The sequence below is a fragment of the Psychrobacter sp. P11G3 genome (assembly GCF_001435845.1).
GTDB lineage: Bacteria > Pseudomonadota > Gammaproteobacteria > Pseudomonadales > Moraxellaceae > Psychrobacter.
This window is the reverse complement of record NZ_CM003596.1, coordinates 1,951,457-1,974,396: the sequence shown is the minus strand read 5'-3', so window position 1 is coordinate 1,974,396 and position 22,940 is coordinate 1,951,457. Positions and strand designations below refer to the sequence as shown.

Annotated in this window: 20 protein-coding genes; 12 read left to right on the top strand and 8 right to left on the bottom strand. The window is 41.6% G+C overall.

Going from position 1 to position 22,940, the window contains the following annotated elements:
- Positions 1 to 87: 87 nt before the first annotated feature.
- Positions 88 to 846, bottom strand: coding sequence for an IclR family transcriptional regulator (locus AK824_RS07905; RefSeq protein WP_057760486.1), 759 nt, complete (start codon positions 844 to 846; stop codon positions 88 to 90).
- Positions 847 to 1,439: 593 nt separating this feature from the next.
- Between AK824_RS07905 and AK824_RS07900 the strand changes: the two genes are divergently transcribed.
- Entirely contained in the window at positions 1,440 to 2,330 is an 891-nt protein-coding gene (locus AK824_RS07900) for a hypothetical protein (protein WP_057760484.1), read from the top strand.
- Between the two features lie 137 nt (positions 2,331 to 2,467).
- Here the strand turns inward: AK824_RS07900 and AK824_RS07895 are convergent, their stop codons facing one another.
- The 3 genes from AK824_RS07895 to AK824_RS07885 all read right to left on the bottom strand — a co-directional run bounded on the left by AK824_RS07895 (position 2,468) and on the right by AK824_RS07885 (position 4,771).
- Complete coding sequence (locus tag AK824_RS07895; protein ID WP_082624606.1) at positions 2,468 to 3,283, bottom strand: 4'-phosphopantetheinyl transferase family protein; 816 nt, start codon at positions 3,281 to 3,283, stop codon at positions 2,468 to 2,470.
- Between the two features lie 219 nt (positions 3,284 to 3,502).
- Positions 3,503 to 4,021: a peptidoglycan-associated lipoprotein Pal gene (gene pal, locus AK824_RS07890; protein ID WP_057760480.1), complete on the bottom strand. Its 519-nt coding sequence runs from the start codon at positions 4,019 to 4,021 to the stop codon at positions 3,503 to 3,505.
- Positions 4,022 to 4,162: 141 nt separating this feature from the next.
- Positions 4,163 to 4,771 carry a DUF6231 family protein gene (locus AK824_RS07885; RefSeq protein ID WP_057760478.1) on the bottom strand — a complete coding sequence of 203 codons (609 nt, stop codon included), beginning with the start codon at positions 4,769 to 4,771 and terminating at the stop codon, positions 4,163 to 4,165.
- Between the two features lie 433 nt (positions 4,772 to 5,204).
- Between AK824_RS07885 and pepN the strand changes: the two genes are divergently transcribed.
- The gene (pepN, locus tag AK824_RS07880) at positions 5,205 to 7,805 is read left to right on the top strand and encodes an aminopeptidase N (protein ID WP_057762511.1); all 2,601 of its coding nucleotides are present in this window, start codon (positions 5,205 to 5,207) and stop codon (positions 7,803 to 7,805) included.
- A gap of 178 nt (positions 7,806 to 7,983) precedes the next feature.
- On the opposite strand, the gene AK824_RS07875 is transcribed toward pepN, so the two are convergent.
- A complete protein-coding gene (locus tag AK824_RS07875) occupies positions 7,984 to 9,066 on the bottom strand; it encodes a 3-deoxy-7-phosphoheptulonate synthase (protein ID WP_057760477.1) in 1,083 nt (360 codons plus the stop codon).
- Between the two features lie 428 nt (positions 9,067 to 9,494).
- Here AK824_RS07875 and lpxB point away from each other — a divergent pair, with 428 nt between their 5' ends.
- From lpxB to AK824_RS07860, 3 genes are all read left to right on the top strand, one after another.
- Positions 9,495 to 10,811: a lipid-A-disaccharide synthase gene (gene lpxB / locus AK824_RS07870; RefSeq protein WP_057760475.1), complete on the top strand. Its 1,317-nt coding sequence runs from the start codon at positions 9,495 to 9,497 to the stop codon at positions 10,809 to 10,811.
- A 22-nt stretch (positions 10,812 to 10,833) separates the two neighbouring features.
- On the top strand, positions 10,834 to 11,712 hold the full coding sequence (locus tag AK824_RS07865; protein WP_057760473.1) for a ribonuclease HII: 879 nt from the start codon (positions 10,834 to 10,836) through the stop codon (positions 11,710 to 11,712).
- 335 nt (positions 11,713 to 12,047) lie between these two features.
- On the top strand, positions 12,048 to 13,289 hold the full coding sequence (locus AK824_RS07860; protein WP_057760471.1) for a CAP domain-containing protein: 1,242 nt from the start codon (positions 12,048 to 12,050) through the stop codon (positions 13,287 to 13,289).
- A gap of 121 nt (positions 13,290 to 13,410) precedes the next feature.
- Here AK824_RS07860 and AK824_RS07855 read toward each other — a convergent pair whose 3' ends face one another.
- A complete protein-coding gene (locus AK824_RS07855) occupies positions 13,411 to 14,076 on the bottom strand; it encodes a DUF924 family protein (RefSeq protein WP_082624604.1) in 666 nt (221 codons plus the stop codon).
- 99 nt (positions 14,077 to 14,175) lie between these two features.
- Between AK824_RS07855 and AK824_RS07850 the strand changes: the two genes are divergently transcribed.
- The 3 genes from AK824_RS07850 (at position 14,176) to AK824_RS07840 (ending at position 17,771) form a co-directional block, all read left to right on the top strand.
- Positions 14,176 to 15,417 (top strand): carboxynorspermidine decarboxylase, encoded by a 1,242-nt coding sequence (locus tag AK824_RS07850; RefSeq protein ID WP_057760469.1) that lies wholly within the window; start codon positions 14,176 to 14,178, stop codon positions 15,415 to 15,417.
- 305 nt (positions 15,418 to 15,722) lie between these two features.
- Positions 15,723 to 16,997, top strand: a complete 1,275-nt coding sequence (locus AK824_RS07845) for a saccharopine dehydrogenase family protein (protein WP_057760467.1) — start codon at positions 15,723 to 15,725, stop codon at positions 16,995 to 16,997.
- Between the two features lie 240 nt (positions 16,998 to 17,237).
- Positions 17,238 to 17,771 carry a hypothetical protein gene (locus AK824_RS07840; protein ID WP_057760465.1) on the top strand — a complete coding sequence of 178 codons (534 nt, stop codon included), beginning with the start codon at positions 17,238 to 17,240 and terminating at the stop codon, positions 17,769 to 17,771.
- A gap of 89 nt (positions 17,772 to 17,860) precedes the next feature.
- On the opposite strand, the gene htpX is transcribed toward AK824_RS07840, so the two are convergent.
- A complete protein-coding gene (htpX, locus tag AK824_RS07835; RefSeq protein ID WP_057760463.1) occupies positions 17,861 to 18,775 on the bottom strand; it encodes a protease HtpX in 915 nt (304 codons plus the stop codon).
- A 208-nt stretch (positions 18,776 to 18,983) separates the two neighbouring features.
- Between htpX and AK824_RS07830 the strand changes: the two genes are divergently transcribed.
- Positions 18,984 to 19,316, top strand: coding sequence for a YnfA family protein (locus AK824_RS07830; RefSeq protein WP_057760460.1), 333 nt, complete (start codon positions 18,984 to 18,986; stop codon positions 19,314 to 19,316).
- Between the two features lie 108 nt (positions 19,317 to 19,424).
- Here the strand turns inward: AK824_RS07830 and AK824_RS13750 are convergent, their stop codons facing one another.
- Positions 19,425 to 19,547, bottom strand: coding sequence for a hypothetical protein (locus tag AK824_RS13750; protein ID WP_021815223.1), 123 nt, complete (start codon positions 19,545 to 19,547; stop codon positions 19,425 to 19,427).
- Positions 19,548 to 19,940: 393 nt separating this feature from the next.
- On the opposite strand from AK824_RS13750, the gene AK824_RS07825 reads away from it, so the two are divergent.
- From AK824_RS07825 to mutL, 3 genes are read left to right on the top strand one after another with little or no spacing between them, the layout of a single operon-like run.
- Positions 19,941 to 20,558, top strand: coding sequence for a 6-pyruvoyl trahydropterin synthase family protein (locus tag AK824_RS07825; RefSeq protein WP_057760458.1), 618 nt, complete (start codon positions 19,941 to 19,943; stop codon positions 20,556 to 20,558).
- Entirely contained in the window at positions 20,551 to 21,081 is a 531-nt protein-coding gene (gene tsaE, locus AK824_RS07820) for a tRNA (adenosine(37)-N6)-threonylcarbamoyltransferase complex ATPase subunit type 1 TsaE (protein WP_057760456.1), read from the top strand. The genes AK824_RS07825 and tsaE overlap by 8 nt, the downstream gene beginning before the upstream one ends.
- A gap of 53 nt (positions 21,082 to 21,134) precedes the next feature.
- Positions 21,135 to 22,913, top strand: a complete 1,779-nt coding sequence (mutL, locus tag AK824_RS07815; RefSeq protein WP_057760454.1) for a DNA mismatch repair endonuclease MutL — start codon at positions 21,135 to 21,137, stop codon at positions 22,911 to 22,913.
- The last annotated feature ends 27 nt before the right edge of the window (positions 22,914 to 22,940 follow it).

The window sequence follows — 22,940 nt, the reverse complement described above, 5'->3', positions numbered from 1 at the left end:
ATTAATTAAGAGAATGAATTTGCTAAAAAGAAAAAGGTCTACGCTAAAATCATAGCGTAGACCTTTTTTTATGGCTAACAGATAGTATTAGCTTTGTAGATCATAGACGAGCGTCTGAACGTCTTGCGCGGCTTTTTGTAGACGTGGTACATGAGTCAGCAAATCATCTAATGAGACGCGTATGGTGGGTGCATGCAGATAGAGAGAAGCCAGATAGCGTTGCTTTTTATCCAAGATAGGTACAGCCACTGCGACCATCTCAGAGATAAACTCCTCATTATCGATGCCGATACCAGTATCAGCAATGCGATCAAGCTCGGCATTTAATGCATCGATATCGGTAATCGTATTCTTAGTGAACTTATCTAATGGTAACCCTTGTAGTATTTTCATACGGCTAGTTGTAGATAGTTGGCTTAGATAGAGCTTGCCAGTCGCTGTACACCACATAGGTGACTTTGCCCCGACAGGAAGATAAATCTGTAGTGGTAAGGTCGTCTGAGCGCGGTTGGTATAGATCATATCCATATGATAGGGGATGCCAATACCGCACGTTTCCTTTAGCTCATCAACCAGTTTTTGCAAAATCATCTGTCGCTCGTTGAAGAACAGTCGTTGTTGCCATAGCTCAACGCTCAAGTTGCGTACGCGCTTACCAGGAATAATACCGCCACCAATATCAACAGTCAAAAAACCATCATCAACCAAATTTTGAATCAATCTATGAATGGTCGGTTTAGGGATATCTAGCTCTTGTGAAAGCTCGAGTGGAGAAAGCGGTTTTGAAGCATAGGACACTGCTTCGATGATTTCTAGGACACGGGTAATCGACGATACTTTAGGCATATATATGACTCAGTAGGAGTAAAGAAATAGAGCAGACAGCATCACAAAATTTTCATAAATAAGACAAATGGTGACATTGATGACGTTCTATAACAAATCTATTATAACAACTAATTTAGCATAATATTCGCTTGAGGCAAGCGTTAGTCGCGTTATATGAGATCATTTATATCGTTTTATTTGTTGTCGTAAATTCTCTTATACAAGTAACAATAGATACGTCAACTAACAAAGCACACTATTCTGTAAGGTTAAGCCATATAACTGTCATTGAGTCAAAAGGCGTTCTAGATAATTATGTGGACATATTTTGCAATACCCTTACATAAACATTAAGCAATCGAATTCTCATGTTTACGCTGTTTGGTTACTTTAAGGACGTTATGTAACATAAAGGCGAATTTTTGCAGATTGGTGTAGCAATTATTACAGTACCTATGCAATCTTTACATAATAGCAAATAAAAACAGCATCAGTAGGGGTGACTTTTCAAGTCAGAATTGTTTTAATCACCTCAACAAAATGATGGTTTAAAAAAAGCACAATCATCGTTTTTTATGGGCGGGTTTATTTCACACTTTAGGAGAATAATTATGAAATTGATTAAATTGACGGCAATCTCTGCTGCTGTTCTAGCATCAACTGCTGCATTAGCTGCTGAGCCAGTTATCGTTGTTGATAACAATGCTGCAGTTGCATATGAAGCTGAGCCAGTTGCTGTAGCCTATGAAGCAGAACCTGCTGCTTATGCATACAATGCTGACGCTGGTGTAGTACGCAACACTACTGGTGCGGTACTTGGTAGCACTAAAACTTTGTTCCAAACAGCTATCAACCCAGCGTCAGTTAGTGCTGAAGTTGGTTCTTTGGGATATGGTGCTAACATTGGTTGGTCACTAAACGAAAAAGTTGAACTGCAAGCTGGTTGGGCAGGTGGCGATGTAGCTGACCTTTTCGGCGGTGATTTTGACGCAAATGACATCAATTATGATGTTGATAGTGATTTTAGCAATCCTTACTTAGGTGTACAATTACGTCCTACTGGTAACTGGTTTACAATGGGTGCTGGTATCATTGTTCCTGATAACGATATTGATGTGCGTGCAAATGCTGAAGGTGAAGGCTACTATAGTATTGATGGCCAAAAATATTATGCTGGCACAGCAGAAGTTGAACAAGCACTTGCTGATGATTTTGGTGGCCAAAATGTTGGCAATTTAGAAGGTTCTCTAGAACATCGTAATAAACTTGCTCCTTATCTAACGGTAGGTTTCCGTCCTAACATTACCAATAACTTTGGTGTATTTGGTGAAGTTGGTGCAGCTTATTTGGGTAAAGTAGATGCAACAGTACGTTACACTGGTGAGGAAGGTAACACTGTCGCGGCACAGGACGCAGCTCGTAAGGCAGAAGCAGACTTAGAAGATAAAGACTGGTTAGAGTGGTTCCCAATTGTTAAAGTTGGTGCAACTTACCGTTTCTAATCTAATCACAGTTTAAAGACTGTCGTTAGTAGAAAGTAAAAAAACGATCCTTTTTAGGGTCGTTTTTTTTATGCTTAAAATAAAGTATTAAAAGATATGCTAAAAATCAGGTTTGAACTTTACTCAAAAGACTTTGCTCAAAAAACGATGACAGTTTGCTGAGATTGTAACGCGGCAATGCGGTAAACAGATTGGCAGTTAGCATCCTCACTATCATTGGGTACAGAGGTAGAGTTAATCTCTTTATCATTCTCGATTAAGCTAGGAATAAGGTGAGAGTAATCCATACCCAGACCTTGAGCTAATGTATATTGGTTGACTTTGATAAAGCTTTCTTTTATTTGCCATAACAGTTTAGCAGTGCGTTCTCGCTGATCTGTAGATAGCTCCTGTAAAATAGCCAACTCACTCTCTGAGTAGAAACGCTTGACTACATGCCACGCAATGTTATTGATTTCTATATCGATACCAGCAGGACGCTGACGACTGATAACAACCGCTATTTTACTGTGTAAACGCGTCAAATTTGCCTGATTCGATTCTGTAGTTTGCTTTGAACTATTAGCGTCTGTATGGCTAAAGCATACATAATGCTGACTATTAACGAGCCGATAGGGAAAGCTTGATTCATCCAAGGTGTCATCTATTTCTAATTTTTTGAGCAGCTCTTGCAATAGTTGCCTGACGCCTTGCCGCTGCTGCTGACGCTGTTTACGTGCTAGAGCAGGTACTGAGTGTCTAGGTGCTGCTGTCGCCACCTGATAGTGCCAGTTTAGGCTGTTAAGCTTGATGATGTCTTTACACGACGTATTATAGGATGATAACCATAATGACTTTTTCCACAAGCTTTCAGTGACTAAATGACTAATTGACTCGCTCACTTGAGCCGTCACACACCATGTCGCGGTGTCGAGTTGAGTGTACTGTATCCGGGTGAGGTTAGAAGTCGGCATATATTACTAGTCATCAAAAACGATTATTATAGAATTGAATATATAAGAATGTGCAAGTTTGAACCTTATTTATTTGATACGTAGATAGTCATATCTCAATAGCTATGTCTAAATAATCTATATTTAATTATTTGGTCAAAAATATCAAAAGCCCAGCAATATACTTTTGCTGGGCTTTTATTTAATCATCGAACGCTATAAATAACGCTAAATCACAATTTAGTAAGACAGCTCAGCACGACGGTTTTGTGCATACGCGTCTTCAGTGTTGCCAGCTGCTGCAGGGCGCTCTTCGCCATAGCTAATGACACGGATGTTGTTTGCAGTGACACCTTGAGCAGCAAGGTAGTTACGTGCAGCTTGTGCGCGTCGCTCACCTAGTGCCATGTTATATTCACGGCTACCGCGCTCATCAGTGTGACCTGCGATAACGACAGTCGCTGCTGGGTTTGAATTTAGCAGGCTTACGTGTTGGTTAAGGACGCTCGCTGATTGAGCAGTAATTTCGCTGCTATCAAAGGCAAAGTAGACCACTGCTTGGATATTCTCAGCGCCAGTGATGACAGCGTTTGAATTATCAACGATAACCGCACCATTGTAGCCAACTTGTCCACCTGGAATACCTAGCGGGGCAACGACAACTTCTGAGGTAGAACGCTTGGTAGCACAACCAGTGGTCAGTGCAACAGCGCTTGATAGTACAGCAAGAACAGCGATCTTAGAAAAACTGATTGACATGACGAGCTCCTAAAATTTTAATTAAATTTGTTTTTTTAAACTGCTTCCGATAAAACTTAGGCAATCTTTATCTATCATATACTAACTGTTAATTTATGTAAGTATTTTTACTGTAAATGACGATAGATAACATTGAGTGTATTACCAGCGGTGCTTGCCCCAGTTTTCAGGGTTGGCCCAGTAATCTGCATTGAGCCAATTTGGTAGTTGTTTGTAGTCATATAGATTAAATTGCCAAAGTGTCGCAGTAACGGTTGACGAGGTAATAGATTGAATGTCATCAATATTTAGAGATGGCTCGCTTAATATGTCAAATGGCGTAAAGCCATAAGGTTTTAGGTCTATCGAGCTGTCCAATGCAATAAGCAAGTGCGCGGCATACAGGTCACGGTAGCGCATCAGTAGCGGTACATAGTGTTGAGTCAGCTCTTCTGACAAGGTAGGTAGCCAAAAGCAAGCAAGCTCATAACGATCAGGTACATGCTGTTTAGCAAGATCTGATAACGTTGATAATTTTTGTGCGTTCAGACTTGATTCAGTGTTCTTATTAGTAGATGTAGTATCGTCAAGTTGTGCTTGTAGTGCTAATAAATCCGCATGGTTATGTGTTACCCATAATGCTTCACTATTATCTTTTTTATGCTTAGGTGACTGTTCTGTCTGAGTCGTCAATGAGGGTAGTAGTGCCTCAACATACTCCATAAGCAAAGGTAGGGTAATGTCTGCGCGTTTCACCGTATTTTTTGTCATATAATAGGCCGTTAGTTAAATGATTGGTCATCAGTACGACTATTAAATCATTTTCAACAACATTATCCAATTGATAACGTATGTTTCATATTTAAATCATCTTGAACCGACGATATCTTATTCTACATACTTGAAATTTGGCGATTTAGGTCAATCTAGCTATAAGCTTAACAAGAAAACCAATTTAGTATAAAAATTAGCTTAGTCACTGCGAATTTTTGTGTATGTGCTTAGTTTATTAAGCGCTTAGCTGATTAGTTAGCCTAAAGACTAAGTCTTTATTTGCACTAGAGCCTTCTGCAAATAGCGAAATGATATTACTCATTACTATCTTACTCATTCCCAGTAAAAATAACTTATAACCAAACCACCGATAATAATAGGACACCATATGTCTACTGCTGAAACTGATGCACAAATCATCAATCCTGAAATGCCAGATGTGCCGCCTCATGCACCAAGTAAGATTAATCTAAAAGACTATACCAAACCAAGTTTTGATGTCGAGACAGTGCATTTAGACATTAAGCTGTTTGAAGACCATGCGCAGGTAGACAGTACGCTTGAGATGGTACGTCAAACGGCAGGTGATATTGTCTTATTTGGTGAGTCGTTAGAGTTGCTAACGATTACGATGAACGGTAAGGCGCTGAGTACTGAGGATTATCAGCAGGAAGCGGGTAAGTTGACGATTTATAATGCCCCTGAGCGAGCTACTTTAGATATTCAAGTGCGTATCTGCCCACAGACCAACACGGCGCTTGAAGGCTTATATATGGCTGGTAGCGGTGACGATACGATGTTTGTGACTCAGTGCGAGCCAGAAGGTTTCCGTAAGATTACTTTTTATCCCGACCGCCCTGATGTGCTAGCGATATTTACCACGCGACTCGAAGCAGATAAGCGCTATCCGACGTTATTGGCCAATGGTAACTTAGTCGAAGCAGGCGAAGTGGCCGATGCGCCAGACCGTCATTATGCTATTTGGCACGATCCAACCAATAAGCCAAGCTATCTATTTGCCTGTGTGGTTGCTGATTTAGATGTATTGACAGATTCTTATACGACCAGCGAAGGTCGAGAAGTATTGCTTGAGTTGTATGCCAAGTCTGCTGATATCGATAAATGCGATGTCGGTATGCAAGCCTTAAAGGATGCCATGAACTGGGATGAGGTCAATTACGGGCGAGCCTACGATCTAGATCGCTACATGATTGTGGCGGTCAGCCAGTTTAATATGGGGGCGATGGAAAATAAGGGTTTGAATATTTTTAACACCGCTTGCGTGTTATCTAGCCCTGAAACAACCACTGATGCGCGTAGTTTTAGCGTAAAAGCCATTATTGCTCATGAGTATTTTCATAACTGGACAGGTAACCGTATTACTTGCCGTGATTGGTTTCAGCTGTGCTTGAAAGAAGGCTTTACCGTTTACCGTGATCAGTCATTCTCAGCAGATCAGCAGTCAAGTGCGGTGCAGCGTATTGATGACGTGGCGACCCTGCGTGCCCATCAATTCAGCGAAGATGCAGGCCCATTAGCACACCCAGTACGTCCAGAGAGTTTTGTTGAGATTAATAATTTTTATACGACGACTGTCTATGAGAAAGGCGCTGAAATTGTGCGTATGATTGCCAATACATTAGGGCCAGATGATTTCCGAAAAGGAACAGATGAGTACTTCCGTCGTTATGATGGACAAGCAGTAACGGTTGAGGACTTCTTGTCAGCGCTGAGTATCACTGATGACAAAATCGAGAATTTTATTGATTGGTATCGTCAGCCTGGTACACCAGTAGTATCTGGCTCTCAAACTTACGATAGCGCAGCACAGACGCTGACCATTACTTTGAATCAGCAAACACGCCATGTCAAAGGTTTCGATGCACCAAAACCATTGCCGATACCTGTAGCAACGGCATTGTTTGACAAAGACTCAGGCGCTATTGTTGCTGAGCGTATGTTATTGCTTGACGAGGCGACGCAAACGTTTGTATTTGAGAATGTCGCAAGTGAGCCTGTCGTATCACTACTACGTGACTTTAGCGCGCCAGTACAGCTTAATTATGACTATCAAGATGCAGACTTAGCATTTTTGCTTAAGCATGAAACCAATGGGTTTAACCGCTGGCAGGTCACTCAAATGCTGGTAAATCGTATTTTACTACAAGGACAAGGTGCAAAGAGCAGCCCTGATGTATACCTAGAAGCATTGGCGCAGACGCTGCCTGTCTTAGCGACTGACGATGCGATGTTAGCGGCACGGTTACTTGATATTCCATCAGCGCAAGAGTTGGCTTCTGCTATTTCTAAAGACTACGATCCAGTGTTGGTTAAAGAGCAGCGCGATGGGCTGTACAAGCAAGTAGCTGATAAGTTAAAAGGCCAATGGGCTGAGCTGTACAACAACCTGCCAATGCAGTCTTATGAAGACAGTGCTGAAGCACGAGGCATTCGTGCGTTGCGTAATGTCGTGCTTGATATGGCGTTGACTGCTAATGTAGACGATGCAGCAGACTGGGCACAGCAGCAGTATGACAATGCAAGCTGTATGACTGAGCGCTTTGGTGCATTGAAGGCCATGGTCAATCACCAATTGGTAGATGCAGATAAGTACTTAGCGGACTTCTATGAGCGTTTCCAATCAAACGATCTGGTTATCGATTTGTGGTTCAGTGTACAAGCTGCGGCTGATGATGTGACGCCTGATATGGTTAAGTCGCTACTGACGCATACGGACTTTGATTGGAATACCCCTAACCGTGTCCGTTCAGTCATCAGCGCTTTTAGCTCACAACCGACGGTACTCTGGACGGCAGAAGGTCTAGAGATGTATACAGGCGTGATTCAAAAATTAGATGATGCCAATCCTGTATTAGCCTCACGCTTACTGCAAGTACTAGCCCGCTGGAATACGTTGGCTGAGCCGCGCCGTCAAATGGCGCACGAGCAGCTGGTAGATTTACAAAAGAATGTCTCATCTAAGCATGTGCTCGAAAGCTTAGAGAGCGTGCTAGATGCTGCAAATAGTTAATTGAGAGCAGGGTTAGCTCTGACCAATTAATGAAACACGTATCGTTGATGGTCATTGCTAATCAAGTTTTAGAATACAGTATTTCTTATAAAACGTTCAGAAATAAAAAGCCCCTTTCACATCAGTGCGAAAGGGGCTTTTTATTGTTTGCTCGACGATAATTTATCGCGGATAGCTATTAGCGATTTGGAAGCACATCTTTTACCATATCACGTAATTCGCGTAATGCTGTGACGGTGCTATCCCAATCTAGGCAACCATCGGTGATTGATTTGCCGTACTCAAGCTGGCTCAAATCAGCAGTCAGTTTTTGATTGCCGCCTTTTAAGTGACTCTCAATCATCATACCGATAATTGATTTATTGCCATTTTGAATTTGTTCAGCAACGTTTTTGATAACCATCGGTTGTAGGTAAGGGTCTTTACCTGAGTTGGCGTGGCTAGAGTCAATCATAATCTTGCTATTGGTCTTGCCTTTTGCTAGCTCGTTTTCAACTTGGGCTACCGCAGTTTCATCATAGTTAGGTTTACCGTTACCACCGCGAAGTACTACATGCGCGTAAGGATTACCCTTAGATTTGATGATAGAGACTTTACCGTCTGACGACAGACCTAAGAAGCTATGACCTTCTTTAACCGCTTGCATGGCATTTACAGCAACTGTCATGCCGCCATCAGTACCGTTCTTAAAGCCAACTGGGCATGATAAGCCAGAGCTCATTTCGCGATGCGTTTGGCTCTCAGTGGTACGTGCACCAATGGCTGACCAGCTGATTAGATCCTGAATGTACTGCGGTGTATTTGGATCAAGTGCTTCGGTCGCGCAAGGTAAACCCTTTTCATTCAAATCAAGTAGCAGTTTACGAGCCGTGCGCAAGCCTTTTTCTATATCAAAGCTGTCATTCATGTCAGGGTCGTTGATCATGCCTTTCCAACCAACCGTCGTACGAGGTTTTTCAAAATAAACACGCATGACCACAAATACACTGTCTTCGATTTCTTTTGCCAATACGGCTAAACGATCGGCATATTCGTGAGCGGCTTTGATATCGTGAATAGAGCAAGGGCCAATGACCACAAACAAACGCTTGTCTTTACCATCCAAGATATCTTGAATAGTATTACGACCTTTTAGTACGGTGTTATACGCGTCGTCTGACAGAGGCAGCTCGGCTTTTAGCTCGGCGGGAGTAATCAAAGGAATAAATTTTTCAATATTCACGTCGTCAATATCTGCATTATGGGTAACTGATGTTGTCATGGTTATATATCGTCTAGCTGATTTATAGGAACATTCATTATGCGGACAAAAGTGTTGGTTGACAAGGGTAGTCGAGCAGTTAATTGACTGATAACTGGAATGAGAAAACTAAAACTTAGTTATACTTATAGAGACTTAGCATGATATTTGACATTCTAAATGCACGTTTAGCATTTGGTTTTTCTATCTATTAATAAGAGTTGGATGAGTTTTTGGTGCATAACGCTCAGATTTTATGCGTGAATTTCGCTATTTGTATCATCGTCAAGTATGATAGCAACATTAGCGATGGGTGGCCCAAACTGTAGCATTAGAACAGTGCGGATGAGTGCGAATATTATTCATAAGGGCATATCGCTGATTTATTACGTTATATTTTATAATAACGGTTATTCTATTTTGTGTATTTCTAATATCGAGAGCTTGTCATGACAGATTCTGCTACGTCTCATCACCATACTGACCTCATTCATCAAGCCGAGACGGATTCTCAAGTACCAAATATAAATGCTACGCCGCTAGTGATAGGCATCGTCGCAGGTGAGATATCTGGTGACAGCTTAGGCGCAGATTTTATGCGGCAAATGAATAATCTACGTGATGATATTGTCTGGGTAGGCGTAGGCGGTACAAAAATGCAAGCGCAAGGGCTACAGAGTATTTTTCCGTTAGAGCGCTTGGCAGTGATGGGTCTGGTCGAAGTCATGTCGCAGCTACCCGATTTGCTCAAAGCGCGCCGCGAGCTACTGAGCGCATTTAAGGCTGCTAATATTGATTGGTTCGTCGGTATTGATGCGCCTGACTTTAATTTACGAGTATCCAAAAAACTAAAGCCCCAAGGCGTGTTCTGTGTGCAGTACGTCAGTCCTTCTATCTGGGCGTGGCGCGAGTCGCGTATCCATAATATTAAAGCGGCGACCAATTTGGTGCTATGCCTATTCCCATTTGAGTTGCCAGTTTATGAGCGACATAACCATCCAGCGATCTGTGTGGGTCATCCCTTACTACGAACCATTGATCAGAACCTAATCGATATACCAATCAATCAACGTCGCAGTGAGCTCGTTTGGGACAACGATGGGTTGCAGCAGTTCTTCATCGAACGCTTCGATGATGTGAGTCAGCTTATTTGTGTGATGCCAGGATCTAGACGCGGTGAAATTACAGCTATTTTGCCATTGATGCTTGATGGTATCCAAAAGTTAATCCTGTTAGATCCTAAGCTATGCTTCATCATTCCAACAGTCGATCAAAACCATCAATATATCGTGCAAGAAGTGATCGACCAACGCTCAGAACAGCTACGTGCGGCAATCGTTGTGGTTTACGATGATACCCAGCCAGAATTTAGCCAACATGCTATGGCAGCATCAGATATCGTGATGCTAGCATCTGGGACAGCAACGCTGGAGGCAATGCTGCTTGAACGTCCGATGGTAGTGGTATACCAATTAAATCAGCTAACTTACCAAATAGCCAAGCGTCTGGTAAAAGTACCATATGTGGCATTGCCTAATATATTGGCTAATGCGCCAATCGTACCTGAGCTGATTCAAGAGCAGGCGAGCGGTGACAATATTTGCCGCACCGTAATGCGATTGCTGCAACCACGCGCTTATGCCGAGCAATTACACGACTTACTAGTGACAAAGCAGTCATTACAACAGCAAAGCAACCATGAGCCTGCAAACAGCGTGATTGAACAGTGGTTTATCCAAAATACCGATACTATTAATCCTAATTAAATGAGAAAGACCTGTTAATATTATGCATATTCAACACAGTACAGAAAGCCCAGTTCAAATAATTGACATCAATATTGAGCAAATTGATGTCAAAGGACAATATATTCAGTTAGCAGCGCCCATACGTTTATATGGGCAAATGAATACCGCTGAGTTGATTACTCAATATCTGACTAATGGTAACCAAGGGACAGAGCAATCAATACTACAAATCGGCGTTGATGAAGCAGGACGTGGGCCATTACTAGGCAGCGTCAATGTGGCGGCGGCAATATTACCTGCGACTTGGTCAGGATTGATTGAGGAACAACCGCTTAAAGACACGCCGTTGTCGATACTGACAGACTCCAAACAACTGAGTGAAAAAAAGCGCGATATCCTTTATCCATTGGTTCAGCAGCATGCTATCGGCTATATCGTCGCTGATATACCGGCAGCAGTGATCGACCAAGTGAACATCTTGCAGGCAACGATGCTTGGTATGCGCTTATGTACTGAATCATTGCTAGAAGTAATTTTTGAAAAATTCTCGACTACTGGAAATGATAACAGCACGTCGCTCAATCAATTAAAAATCGAAGTACTGTTTGATGGAAATCGTTGCCCTGATTTGAACTATGATAGTTTTAAAAATTTAGAGATAGCGCCATCTGCGATTGATTGCCAAGCGTGGGTAAAAGGCGATGCACGCCATACTAGTATTGCAGCGGCCAGTATATTGGCAAAAGTAAGTCGTGATGAGTCAATGTATACACTGGATGCTCAATATCCGGAATACGGTATTGCCAAACACAAAGGATATCCGACGCGCGCGCATATGGAAGCGATCGAAAAACATGGTGTCTTATCAACGCATAGACGTAGTTTTGCACCAGTAAGAAAAGCGCTAGAAATACAGTAGCTATAAACAAGTGGCTATAGAAAAGTGACTATAGAAACGTGTTCATGAAAAAGTGACTGTATAGCGGAGACAAAATAATCGTACTTTATACATGATATCTTTGCCTTAAAAACAGCCTAAGCTTAGTGTTGATTTATAGTTCTAAAAAGAAACCTGTTACTTGCAATCGCGAGTAGCAGGTTTTTTTACAAAATAATGAGCAAAAGTTCATAATTTGTAATACAATAGATATTATATTGAAATAAAACACTGTTAAATCAATCACTAACAACCCTGTAGCTGATTTTTATTCTCATTGCTTTTCACAAACAGGTTATTATTTTATAGGATGAGCGATGACTTCTTATACTTCTCAGAAAAATCTTGCGGCAGTGCTATTTTTAACAATATTTCTCAGCGCGTGCGGTGGAGGTGGTGATTCTGATAGCAGTTCTACATCTGCTAATACACCAGACAGTTCACAAAGTGATGAAACAGCCCAGCCAACAACGTCGGAACCAATTATTTCTGCTCCGATTATAGCGACACCAACTGAACAAAATGGTGGTATTCCTAACGTTGATGGTAATGGGTCAGCTGACAATAATGTACAAGCAGCACTGAGTGCAAATAATCAGTTCAGTCTAGCAAGAACCAGCTGTGGTCTAAATGGTTTATCCGTTGATACAGAACTAGATGATATTGCTATTCAGCATGCAAATTATATTAAACATGTATTTGCTAATAGCTCGCCAACCAGCTTTAACGCGCATTTTGAAAATGAGATCAGCGATATTGCTAGTGTGACAGGTTCTAACAATCCTTTTTTCAGTGGATTAGATCTGGCAGATCGATTGATCAATGCAGACTATGGCAATTCTCAATATGGTGTCACTGAAAACATTGCCCAGTCTGTCTATTACAGTTCGGCAGGCAATTTTTTAAGTACAGAAGCCGTGGCAAGCTCTATGGCAAAGTCGTTGTTGTCAGCGCCTTATCATCTACGCTCTTTAATGTTGCCAACCTCAGGTGTAGTAGGAACAGGAGTGGTTACCTATACGCCTAGTGGTAAAAATGCTGCTAACAACAAAGGCTATGTTTTGGTAAGCAATGCTGCAGGGACAAAAACCACGGCAAATAAAACGCTTGAAGGTGTTTTTACGTACCCATGTCAAGATGTGATGGGGACAGTCACTGCACTTTATAACGAAACCCCAAATCCAGTCAGAGGCTCTGGGCGCAATTTGCGTACTGATCCTATCGGACAGCCGGTTTATATCAACATGCCATCCGCTGATAAAGTTAAAGTGAGTAACGTTAAATTCCGAGATGTGCAGCGCAATATAGATGTGCCGATTCAATTGCTTGATTCTGACAATGATCCGTACAAAGGTACGAATTATGCGCTACCAACGAATGAAGCATTTATTTTGCCATTAACGGATGCGCTCAAAAGCTGTGAATCAGGTAGTAATAAAGGTGGTAATTGTGGACTTTATGGTAATAGCGAATATAAGGTCAGCTTCGATATTTTGGTTGACGATAAAACATTAGAGCAGCAGTCATTTACGTTTACTACTGGTAAGGTAAATTACTGATAAGTATCTAATACTCTCTAAATATTTGTCGTAAAAAAGAAGGTCTGAACCAGTGATATGGCTCAGACCTTCTTTTTGTGTAATAACTTTGATTATCTTCATACAATACTAGGAATGTGGCCTAAAATGATGAATTAGGCTGTTTTAAAAAGTTCTTTTCATCTTCGGTTGAGTCGCGATTTAGTACCTCGTTGCGATGTGGATATCGCCCGAATTGATCAATGATTTGTTTGTGACGATGTTCAAAAGCTAATGTGTTTGCATCATCTAATTGTTCAAATAGCGGTAAATAACGCTTATGAATCATGGCCGACTCAGAGTGCATAAACGGTATGATAATAAATCTACGCCATTGCATTGGTAGAGTATCAAAATAAGGCTGTTGAATGGCTTCTTGGGCGAGTGCTAAGGCCATACCGTCTTGTGCAAATGCACTTGCTTGTCCGCGACATAAATTACGTGAAAACTGATCTAGCACAATAATTTCTGCCAAGCGTCCTGCCAATGCCGTTATCGAGCTATTACCATCCAATGATGATTCTGCGATACGCCAAGTGACACATTCGCCTTGTTTCGCTGCTTCCCAAATACTGCCAAACTTATCTTGTATTTGCTTATCAAAACGATCGTTTTGTTCAAACCAGTACGCTTCATTGTTTTTATCAAACCAAAAATCCAACACGGTACGCGCATCAGGATCTAGATAAGTCAAATCTATGTTTTTCGGATCCAATTGTGATGAATGGGATCGACTGGCTGAGGTGGAATAATCGGTTGAGAGTGCCATAAGATATTCTAATTATGATGAATTTAGTCTACTATAGCGCAAATATTTATATCTGTCTGTCAAGATAGCAACAGCAGAGTGTCTATTAGGTAATCTATTATGAATGCAAAAAATCTAGAGAATTCTATCAACGCGTCATTGCCATCAACGCCTTACTACGTGCTTGATGAAGCGGCCATCGTCGCCAATATGAAAATCATCGCTAGGCTATGTGAGCTGTCTGGTGCAAAAGCACTATTGGCACTAAAGTGCTTTGCCACATGGGGCGTGTTTGATGTGATGCAGCCTTATCTGCATGGCACGACTTCATCTTCACTTAACGAAGTCAGATTAGGCTATGAGACCTTTGGTAATAACGATGATGCCAATAGCCAAGATAAGAAAGAAACGCATGCTTATAGCGTCGCCTATAGTGCAGACGAGATCCCTGAAGTGCTGAACTATGCGGATAAAATCATTTTTAACTCAATCTCACAGCTCAACGCTTTTAAAGCGCAAGCCGCCGCGCAAAATATACCTGTAGGTCTACGACTCAACCCTAAGACCAGCAACTCATCGTTTTTGATTGCTGATCCTGCGCGTCCATTTAGCCGTCTTGGTGAGCACGATAAAGATAAAATCGCAGCAGTACTTGGCGATATCACTGGCGTTATGATTCACAACAATTGCGAAAATGACAGTTTTGAAGCTTTTAGTGAAAGCTTGGCTGATATCGAAGCTAGATTTGGTGGTATCTTAGCGCAACTTGAGTGGGTGAGCTTGGGCGGCGGTATCCACTTTATCGCGCCTGGCTATCCATTAGAAAAATTGGCTGCACGTTTGAAAACGTTTAGCGAAACCTATGGCGTGCAAGTGTATCTTGAGCCAGGTGAAGCAAGCATCCATGGTGCGGGTACGTTGGTAACTACTGTGTTAGATACCATGCATAACGAAAAAAACCTAGCAGTCGTTGATGCTTCTATTGAAGCGCATATGCTTGATCTATTGATTTATCGTGAGTCAGCACCGATTGCTGCGATCAATAATACTGCTGCTGATATTGCGCCTATTGGCAATCCTGCAGAAGCTGCACCGTCTGAAGCTGATACTGAGTCGGCAGACCATACCATTATTTATGGCCGTTCTTGCTTGGCAGGTGATATCTTTGGTGAGTATGCATTACCGAGTAATCTTCAGATAGGTGATAAGATCGCCTTTGGCAATGCTGCAGGTTATACGATGGTCAAGAAAAACTGGTTCAATGGTGTCAACATGCCAGCGATAGTCATCCGCCGATTAGATGGCAGTATCGATATCCAGCGTGAGTTTGATTATCAAGATTATAAAGCCAGCCTATCTTAAGCCTTAGTAGCCTTAGTTTTTAAGACTATGCTATTGTCGAGTTTATATTTTTAATATTTAAAAAACAAAGGTTTAACCTGTATTAGTAGACATTTTAGTATCTCTACTTTTTATACATATTTTTTACCGATAAGGGAATAAAAATTGTTATAATCGCGTCGGGCAAATAATGGAGTATTATTTGCCCGACGGGTGCGTGGGTTTTCCTCGGTCTTCCTTTTTAATTCACGCATATCATTCACTCGTTTCTGTTTTGCATAGCCGCTATCAATGGTATCGACAGGGACACAAAGGAGGATTGTTCATTGAACACAAACCAACAAGCTAAGCCCAACAAAAAAGACGTACTGATCATCGGAGCAGGCGGTGTCGCTCAAGTGGTCGCGCATAAATGTGCGATGCACAATGATGTACTTGGTGAGATTCATATCGCCTCACGTACAAAAGACAAATGCGATGCCATCTCCCAAAGTGTAAAAGAAAAAGACAGCTTTAAGCAGGCTGCGGTCTTGCATACGCATCAAGTCGATGCGATGGACAGCCAAGCACTCGTGCAGCTGATACAAGATACTGGAATACAAATAGTCATCAATGTTGGTTCGGCATTTATCAATATGACCGTACTCGAAGCCTGCATTGAGACAGGTACTGCCTACATAGATACGGCTATTCATGAAGACCCACGTAAGATTTGTGAGACGCCGCCCTGGTACAACAACTATGAGTGGCAACGTAAAGAGCGCTGTGCAGACAGCAATGTCACTGCCATTTTAGGTGCAGGGTTTGATCCTGGTATGGTCAACGCCTACGCGCGTCTTGGCTATGACATGATGGATGCAGGATCTGTGACGGATATCGATATCATTGATATCAATGCAGGCAGTCATGGCAAATACTTTGCGACCAACTTTGACCCAGAGATTAACTTCCGTGAGTTCACCGGTACGGTTTACTCTTGGCAAGACAGCAAGTGGCAGTCTAACAAGATGTTTGAAGTTAAACGTACTGATGATTTGCCAGTTGTAGGCGTGCAAAACAGCTATCTAAGCGGTCATGATGAAGTGCATTCATTGTCAGCCAATCTAGATGTACCAAACATTCGCTTTTGGATGGGCTTTGGTGAGCACTATATCAATGTCTTCACTGTCCTACAAAATTTAGGATTACTTTCTGAGCAGCCAGTGATGACTGCTGAAGGGCAAGAAGTTGTACCACTAAAAGTTGTTAAAGCGGTACTACCAGATCCAAGCTCGCTTGCGCCGAACTATACAGGCAAGACCTGTATCGGTGACAAAGTCAAAGGCAAAATCAATGGTGTTGAGACTGAAGTGTTTATCTATAACGTCTCAGATCATAAAGATGCTTACAATGAAGTTGGTAGCCAAGGTATCTCTTATACCGCAGGCGTGCCACCTGTTGCTGCTGCGATACTAGTCGCAACTGGTGAATGGGATGCAGGCAAAATGGTCAACGTCGAAGAGCTAGATGCCAAACCATTTATCAATCTACTAAACAAGATTGGTCTGCCAACGCGTATCAAAGATAGCGAAGGTGATAGAGCGCTTGAATTTGATATTTAATTAGCAAATGTTATTTAGAAAAGCCTGTCTACTAGAGACAGGCTTTTTTATGTCTAAGTAATGAGAGCTAGCGGTGATATTATGTTTTTGCTACTGTTTACTGTGGTTAGAGCATATTTGAGTAAAACTTAACTTACACTTCTGATAGCGCGCGTATCAATTTGTACTGATAGATACTTTATCGCACCTTACATTGTTTATATTAAATATACTTATTCACTCAATTAGGAGGTATATAAGTTGATCTCAGAATCTTACTACTGGAAGGAATCCCTTCTAGAATGTGCAAATAATTTAGAAAGATATTCCAAATTAAAAGATATAAAACCAAAAGACCTAGTTGAAATTGAAAAAGATATTTTCATTAGTTTTTATTCTATTAGAAAGTTGATGGATACTCCCAAAATAAGTGATTCTACTAGAGAACTGAAAATAAATCTTAATTGGAGTCCTAATTTGAAAAACGTGACTATGCTTAACAGTCACAAGATGAACGAACTATACGACTTAGATGATATAAGGGTTGAAACAAAAAATCTCAGATTTTTGTGCAACCAGTTTGTGCATAGCTATATATTTGAAGTGGTGATAGAGGATGGTGTAGGGCTTTCCTGTTGCTACTTTACCTCTGATCGAGATAAAAATAAAAAAATATTTTTTATAACAGTAGAAATGCTTGTACATATACTTAATTTAGTTGGCAATGATTATCCATCTAAGTTGAAAATCACAAGATATTCAAAGACTGGAGAACTTCTTACAGAAGTATTATGATTCCTGTTGCCCATAATATGGCGCAACTTATAGAAAACCACTCATTCTAAAAATTACGCTCAGAGTACATCATAAAACAGTAACCCAAGTTAGTCTTGATTGAGATTATAATTTCTTAACGCCGCAATACGGTCATCAAGTGTTGGGTGTGAACGGAATAGGTTGGCAATACTAAAGCCTTGAGTTTGTCCAGACGAAATCGCAAACGCTTTCATACTCTCAGGCATTTGATCCGGTCGCTGTGCAGAAGGACGCAACGCATCAAGCGCACTGATCATTTTTTCGCGGCTGGCAAGTTTTGCGCCCATTTGATCCGCACGGAATTCACGTAAGCGTGAGAACCACATCACGATAGCAGACGCCAAAAACCCAAGTAAAATATCCATTACGATACTGGTAATAAAGTAACCAATACCTGGGCGGTCACTGGTGTTTTTAAACACAGTACGGTCAACGAAACTACCGACAATACGTGCAAAGAACATTACAAACGCATTGACCACGCCTTGAATGAGGGCGAGGGTTATCATATCGCCATTGGCCACATGACCAATCTCATGTGCCAATACGGCTTCGACTTCATCTTGATTCATGTTTTGCAATAGACCAGACGAAACCGCTACCAGTGCTTTATTTTTATTCCAACCAGTCGCAAAAGCATTTGGCTGCGAATTATTAAAAATACCAACCTCAGGCATACCGATATTTACGGCTCGTGCTTGTCTCGTTACCGTATCGACCAGCCATTGCTCAGTCACGTTGCGTGGAGATTCTATCACCACCGTACCAGTGGATCTTTTAGCCATCCACTTTGATATAAATAGCGACACCATCGAGCCGACCATGCCGTAGATACCACACATAACGGCAAGGCTAACGTAGTTAAGACCACCTGCGCTGTGCACACCACCGATTCCAAAAAACCTCGATAAAATACCGAACACAATGCTAAATACCACAATCACTGCTAAGTTGGTTAATAAAAATAATCCAATACGCATCATGGTGCTAGCTTCCTATTTACAATGTCGGTATGGCCTCGATAGATGGTTATCCAAGAGGTTTGTTTGTTATGATAGATTTTACTGTGATTTTGACTGTAATGTTAGAAAAAATAGCTTTTTATAAGTGGTGACAGGAGATAGAGTGCTTATTTCTGGCAATGCTGTACCATATCTGACTGGGTTTATTACGGTCGAGGAGTAGTGATTTTTGACAGAATTAAAGACGGTTGGGCTATTTGCGCTTACTGCATTGGCTGAGATTGCAGGATGTTATCTGCCTTATCTTTGGCTGCGAGAAGGCAAGTCAATCTGGCTACTGATACCTGGTGCGCTGAGTTTGGTCGCGTTTGTTTGGCTGCTGTCATTACACCCAACTGCTGCGGGCAGGGTCTATGCTGCATATGGTGGTGTTTATATATGCATGGCGATTTTATGGTTGTGGACGGTCAATGGTATACGACCAACCATGTGGGACATAGTAGGTTCGGTAGTTGCGCTATTAGGAATGGCGATTATTATGTTTGCGCCGCGCGGAGCTTAATCAAAACCTAAGCTTAATTAAAGACAGGGCTTAGCTAAAAGCCAATGACGAACCAAAAAAATACCAATCAAACGATTAGGTCAGATTGGCATATTAATGTATTTATTATTAATGTTTGCCTAGGATGCTACCGTTGTCGTCTTTCTTGGCTTGTTTGGCAGCTTTCTTTTCTTTAGCAGTCAAAAGAGGCTTTTTCTTAACATTCTTCTTACTATCTTGACCTTTGCTCATAATCGTTTCCTTTTTTACTGCACACTACTCTTGACGCCAAGTTAAGCGAATCTAAGACAGTGTGAATACAGCTAACATAGCTGTTTACTGAATAGAGTATAGGCTTAAGCTTTAGTAATAGATAGCGCTCGCACAATTCGTCTACGATTCAAGTATGATTCAAATCGTTTATGGTTTTCGCTAAGTGTTCTTTGCGCAGAATGACGAGCAACTCCAATACGGTTAGTCCTAGTTTATCAATTGATTCGTTCAATCAATCATTGTATTAATAAGTGCTTACTTACGGATACATGGCGATTTGCTATAATGCGTCATAAACCGATTTATAAACGCGGCAAACTCTTATTTATTAACATTTAGCACCATAGTGCTCACTGTTTTGGTCAAATTATTATGCGTATTCGTAAACTGTTCAAATTTGAAAATGCTCACATCGTTCGTAACTGTAGCTCTGAGCGTTGTAAGCACTCGATTCATGGCCACAGCTATCAGATCGAGCTGATCCTTGAGGCCACTCGTTTAGACCATGGGCAAATGGTTTATGACTTTGGTCTGCTAAAATCTTCTATCAAAGACATTATCGATAGCTTTGATCATGCTATTTGTTTTTGGAACAAAGATGATCCTGAGTATGTCGCAGCGTGTAAGAAATTTAGCGCACGTTGGATAAGCCTACCAGTTTCGCCATCGGCAGAGCAGTTTTCACGAGTAATATTCTTTTGGGCACAAGAAATACTACGTCAGACACAAATGCAAAATGGTGAAGCAGATGTCAGCGTATACTCAGTGATTGCCCACGAGACGGCGACAGGGTATGCGCAGTGCTTTGCTGATGATGTTGCAAATGATCAAATGGGTAAACTAGTTCTAGAAGATTTTGAATTCAGTGAGCAGGTTCGTGCTGAGTGGACTGACTCTGAGCTGTATGCCAAACTGATTCGCGGTGAAAGCTTTACCAATCCAACTGTGACCATGCAGGTACAGACAGTGCAGGTTCAGCCTGATGTGTGATAGTCAATCTATAGAAAATAGCAAATACTTAAAGACTCTGATATTAAACTCTGAGCAAGATACTCAATCATTGGCTGAGCAGTTATCAACATTGGCACTGACAGGTAGCGTGTGGCTGGCAGGTGACTTGGGCGCTGGTAAAACGACACTAACGCGTTATTGGTTACAAGCGCTTGGTCATATAGGTGCGGTAAAAAGCCCAACCTATACCTTGGTTGAGCCCTACAGTATTCAGCGAAAGGATGGTTCGATCAAACCAGTTTACCATGCAGACTTATATCGTCTGCAAGATCCAGAAGAACTGTCTTTTATTGGGTTTGATGAGTATCTGGATGAGCCTGAAGCGTTAGTCATCATCGAATGGGCTAGCCGCGCTGATAGCTATCTTCCGCCGCCCACGTTATTCATCGATATGACTCAAAGTGTCAGCGATGATAACGGCACTGAAGCTCGCCAAGTGCAGTTGAGACTGTCAAAGGCAGGTCAAGCGCAGGGCTTGGATCTATCGCAACTTATCATCTAAATGAATATCTAAATTATACCAATCGCTACTTTCCAAAAACATGACATATATCTATGCCAGATAATCATCCTAATACCCGCATCAAAAAACTATCGTCGTTGCTAATCAATCAATTAGCAGCAGGTGAGGTGGTGACACGTCCAGCAGCAGTGGTCAAAGAGCTGCTGGAAAATGCCATCGATGCTGGTGCGACCAATATTGAGGTGCGCATCACTCAAGGCGGTATGGGCCTAATTGAGGTAGTAGATAATGGGGTCGGTATTCATCCTGATGACATGGTCATGGCTCTCACTCGTCATGCGACCAGTAAAGTTGCTGACGTTGCTAATTTGCATGGTATTACGACGTTGGGTTTTCGCGGTGAAGCGTTAGCGGCGATGGCTGCTGTCTCACGTTTGACCTTAATCAGTAGTCATGATGAGAGCGGTATCGGTCGTCAATTACAGGTCGCTGGCGTATTGGATGACACACCGAAACTGTTGCCAGTTGTTCATAACCGCGGTACCACGATTGTCGTAAAAGACTTGTATTTCAATGTGCCTGCCCGCCGTGGCAATTTGAAATCTATCGCTACTGAGTTCGGTCATATCGAAACGATTGTCCGAGAAGTCGCACTGGCGCGTGCCGATGTTGCTTTAACACTTTTTCATGACAATAAACAGCGGCTATCATTATCTGCAAGTGCTACGGGTATTAGTGGTAACAATGACAGCCGTTTGCCACTGCCGCGGTTGGAACAAGCGACTGGTATGGCATTGACAGATAATGCATTAGCAATATCGATAGATTTGTCGAGTCTGATACAGTCGTCTGTAGCGTATGATGATAGCAATGTTAATCAGATAGCGATTAGTGGTTGGTTATGGCCATTGCATCATGAAAAAACTGATTTACCAAAGCTGATTTATGTAAATGGCAGACTGGTAAAAGAAGCATTGATTAGCAATCAAATACGTCAACTGGCACAAGGTGCGCAGCTAGCAGGTATGGGGTATGCACTGTATTTTGATTTACCAACCCAATGGTTAAATATCAATGTACACCCATCTAAACAACGTATCAAAATAAGTCCATTGAATAATATTATGGCGCACTTAGGCCATACAGTTCGTACGCAGTTGAAAACGATTGATGTAGCTAAGTTTGGATCTGAGTCTGCATCTGCGTCCGTAGCGATGACAGAAACTGACAGCCAATATACTTCTGTGGCAAGAACAAGTAATGATGTTGCTCTAAGTCGTTCTTCTGAAATACCCATCTCGAGTAGTCAGTCTAGCAATAACCGAAGGCAGAATAATCAAGTAGAATCTAATAAGCAGTCTTATCAGTCTACTGCAAACCAATCATCTTCAAATAATCCTTCATTGCACGAGTCAGTGCAATCTCATATCAATGAACGATCAGACCAAAGTAACAACAGTAACAACAGCACGTCACATTATTCCGCTGTAGCAGTTCCCTCTGCATCTTTGCCAATTTGCTTAGATATCATCAACGATATAGAAACTATTGGTATTGACTCAAGCGCAGAGGATAAAAGTCTACCTTGGCTGTTATTTTATCACCAAAGGCAGTACGTACTGATAAGTGCTAAAGATTGGCAGTCTAAAATAAGCCAGCTATTTGAGTCACTTACCTCTAGTCAGCAAGTATTCAAAAAAGATAGATTGCCAAATAGTGCTACTGAGGTTAATCAACAACTTATGACGGTCAATACGCAAATGTCTGCACAGGATTCAATGATTTTTGTGAATGATCTTACTGAAATAATCATGAACAATGCTATTAAAGCGATAGACAGTCACCGCTTAGTAAAGCTAATGCTATCCTGAATATCTGAAAATAATTACAACATCTTA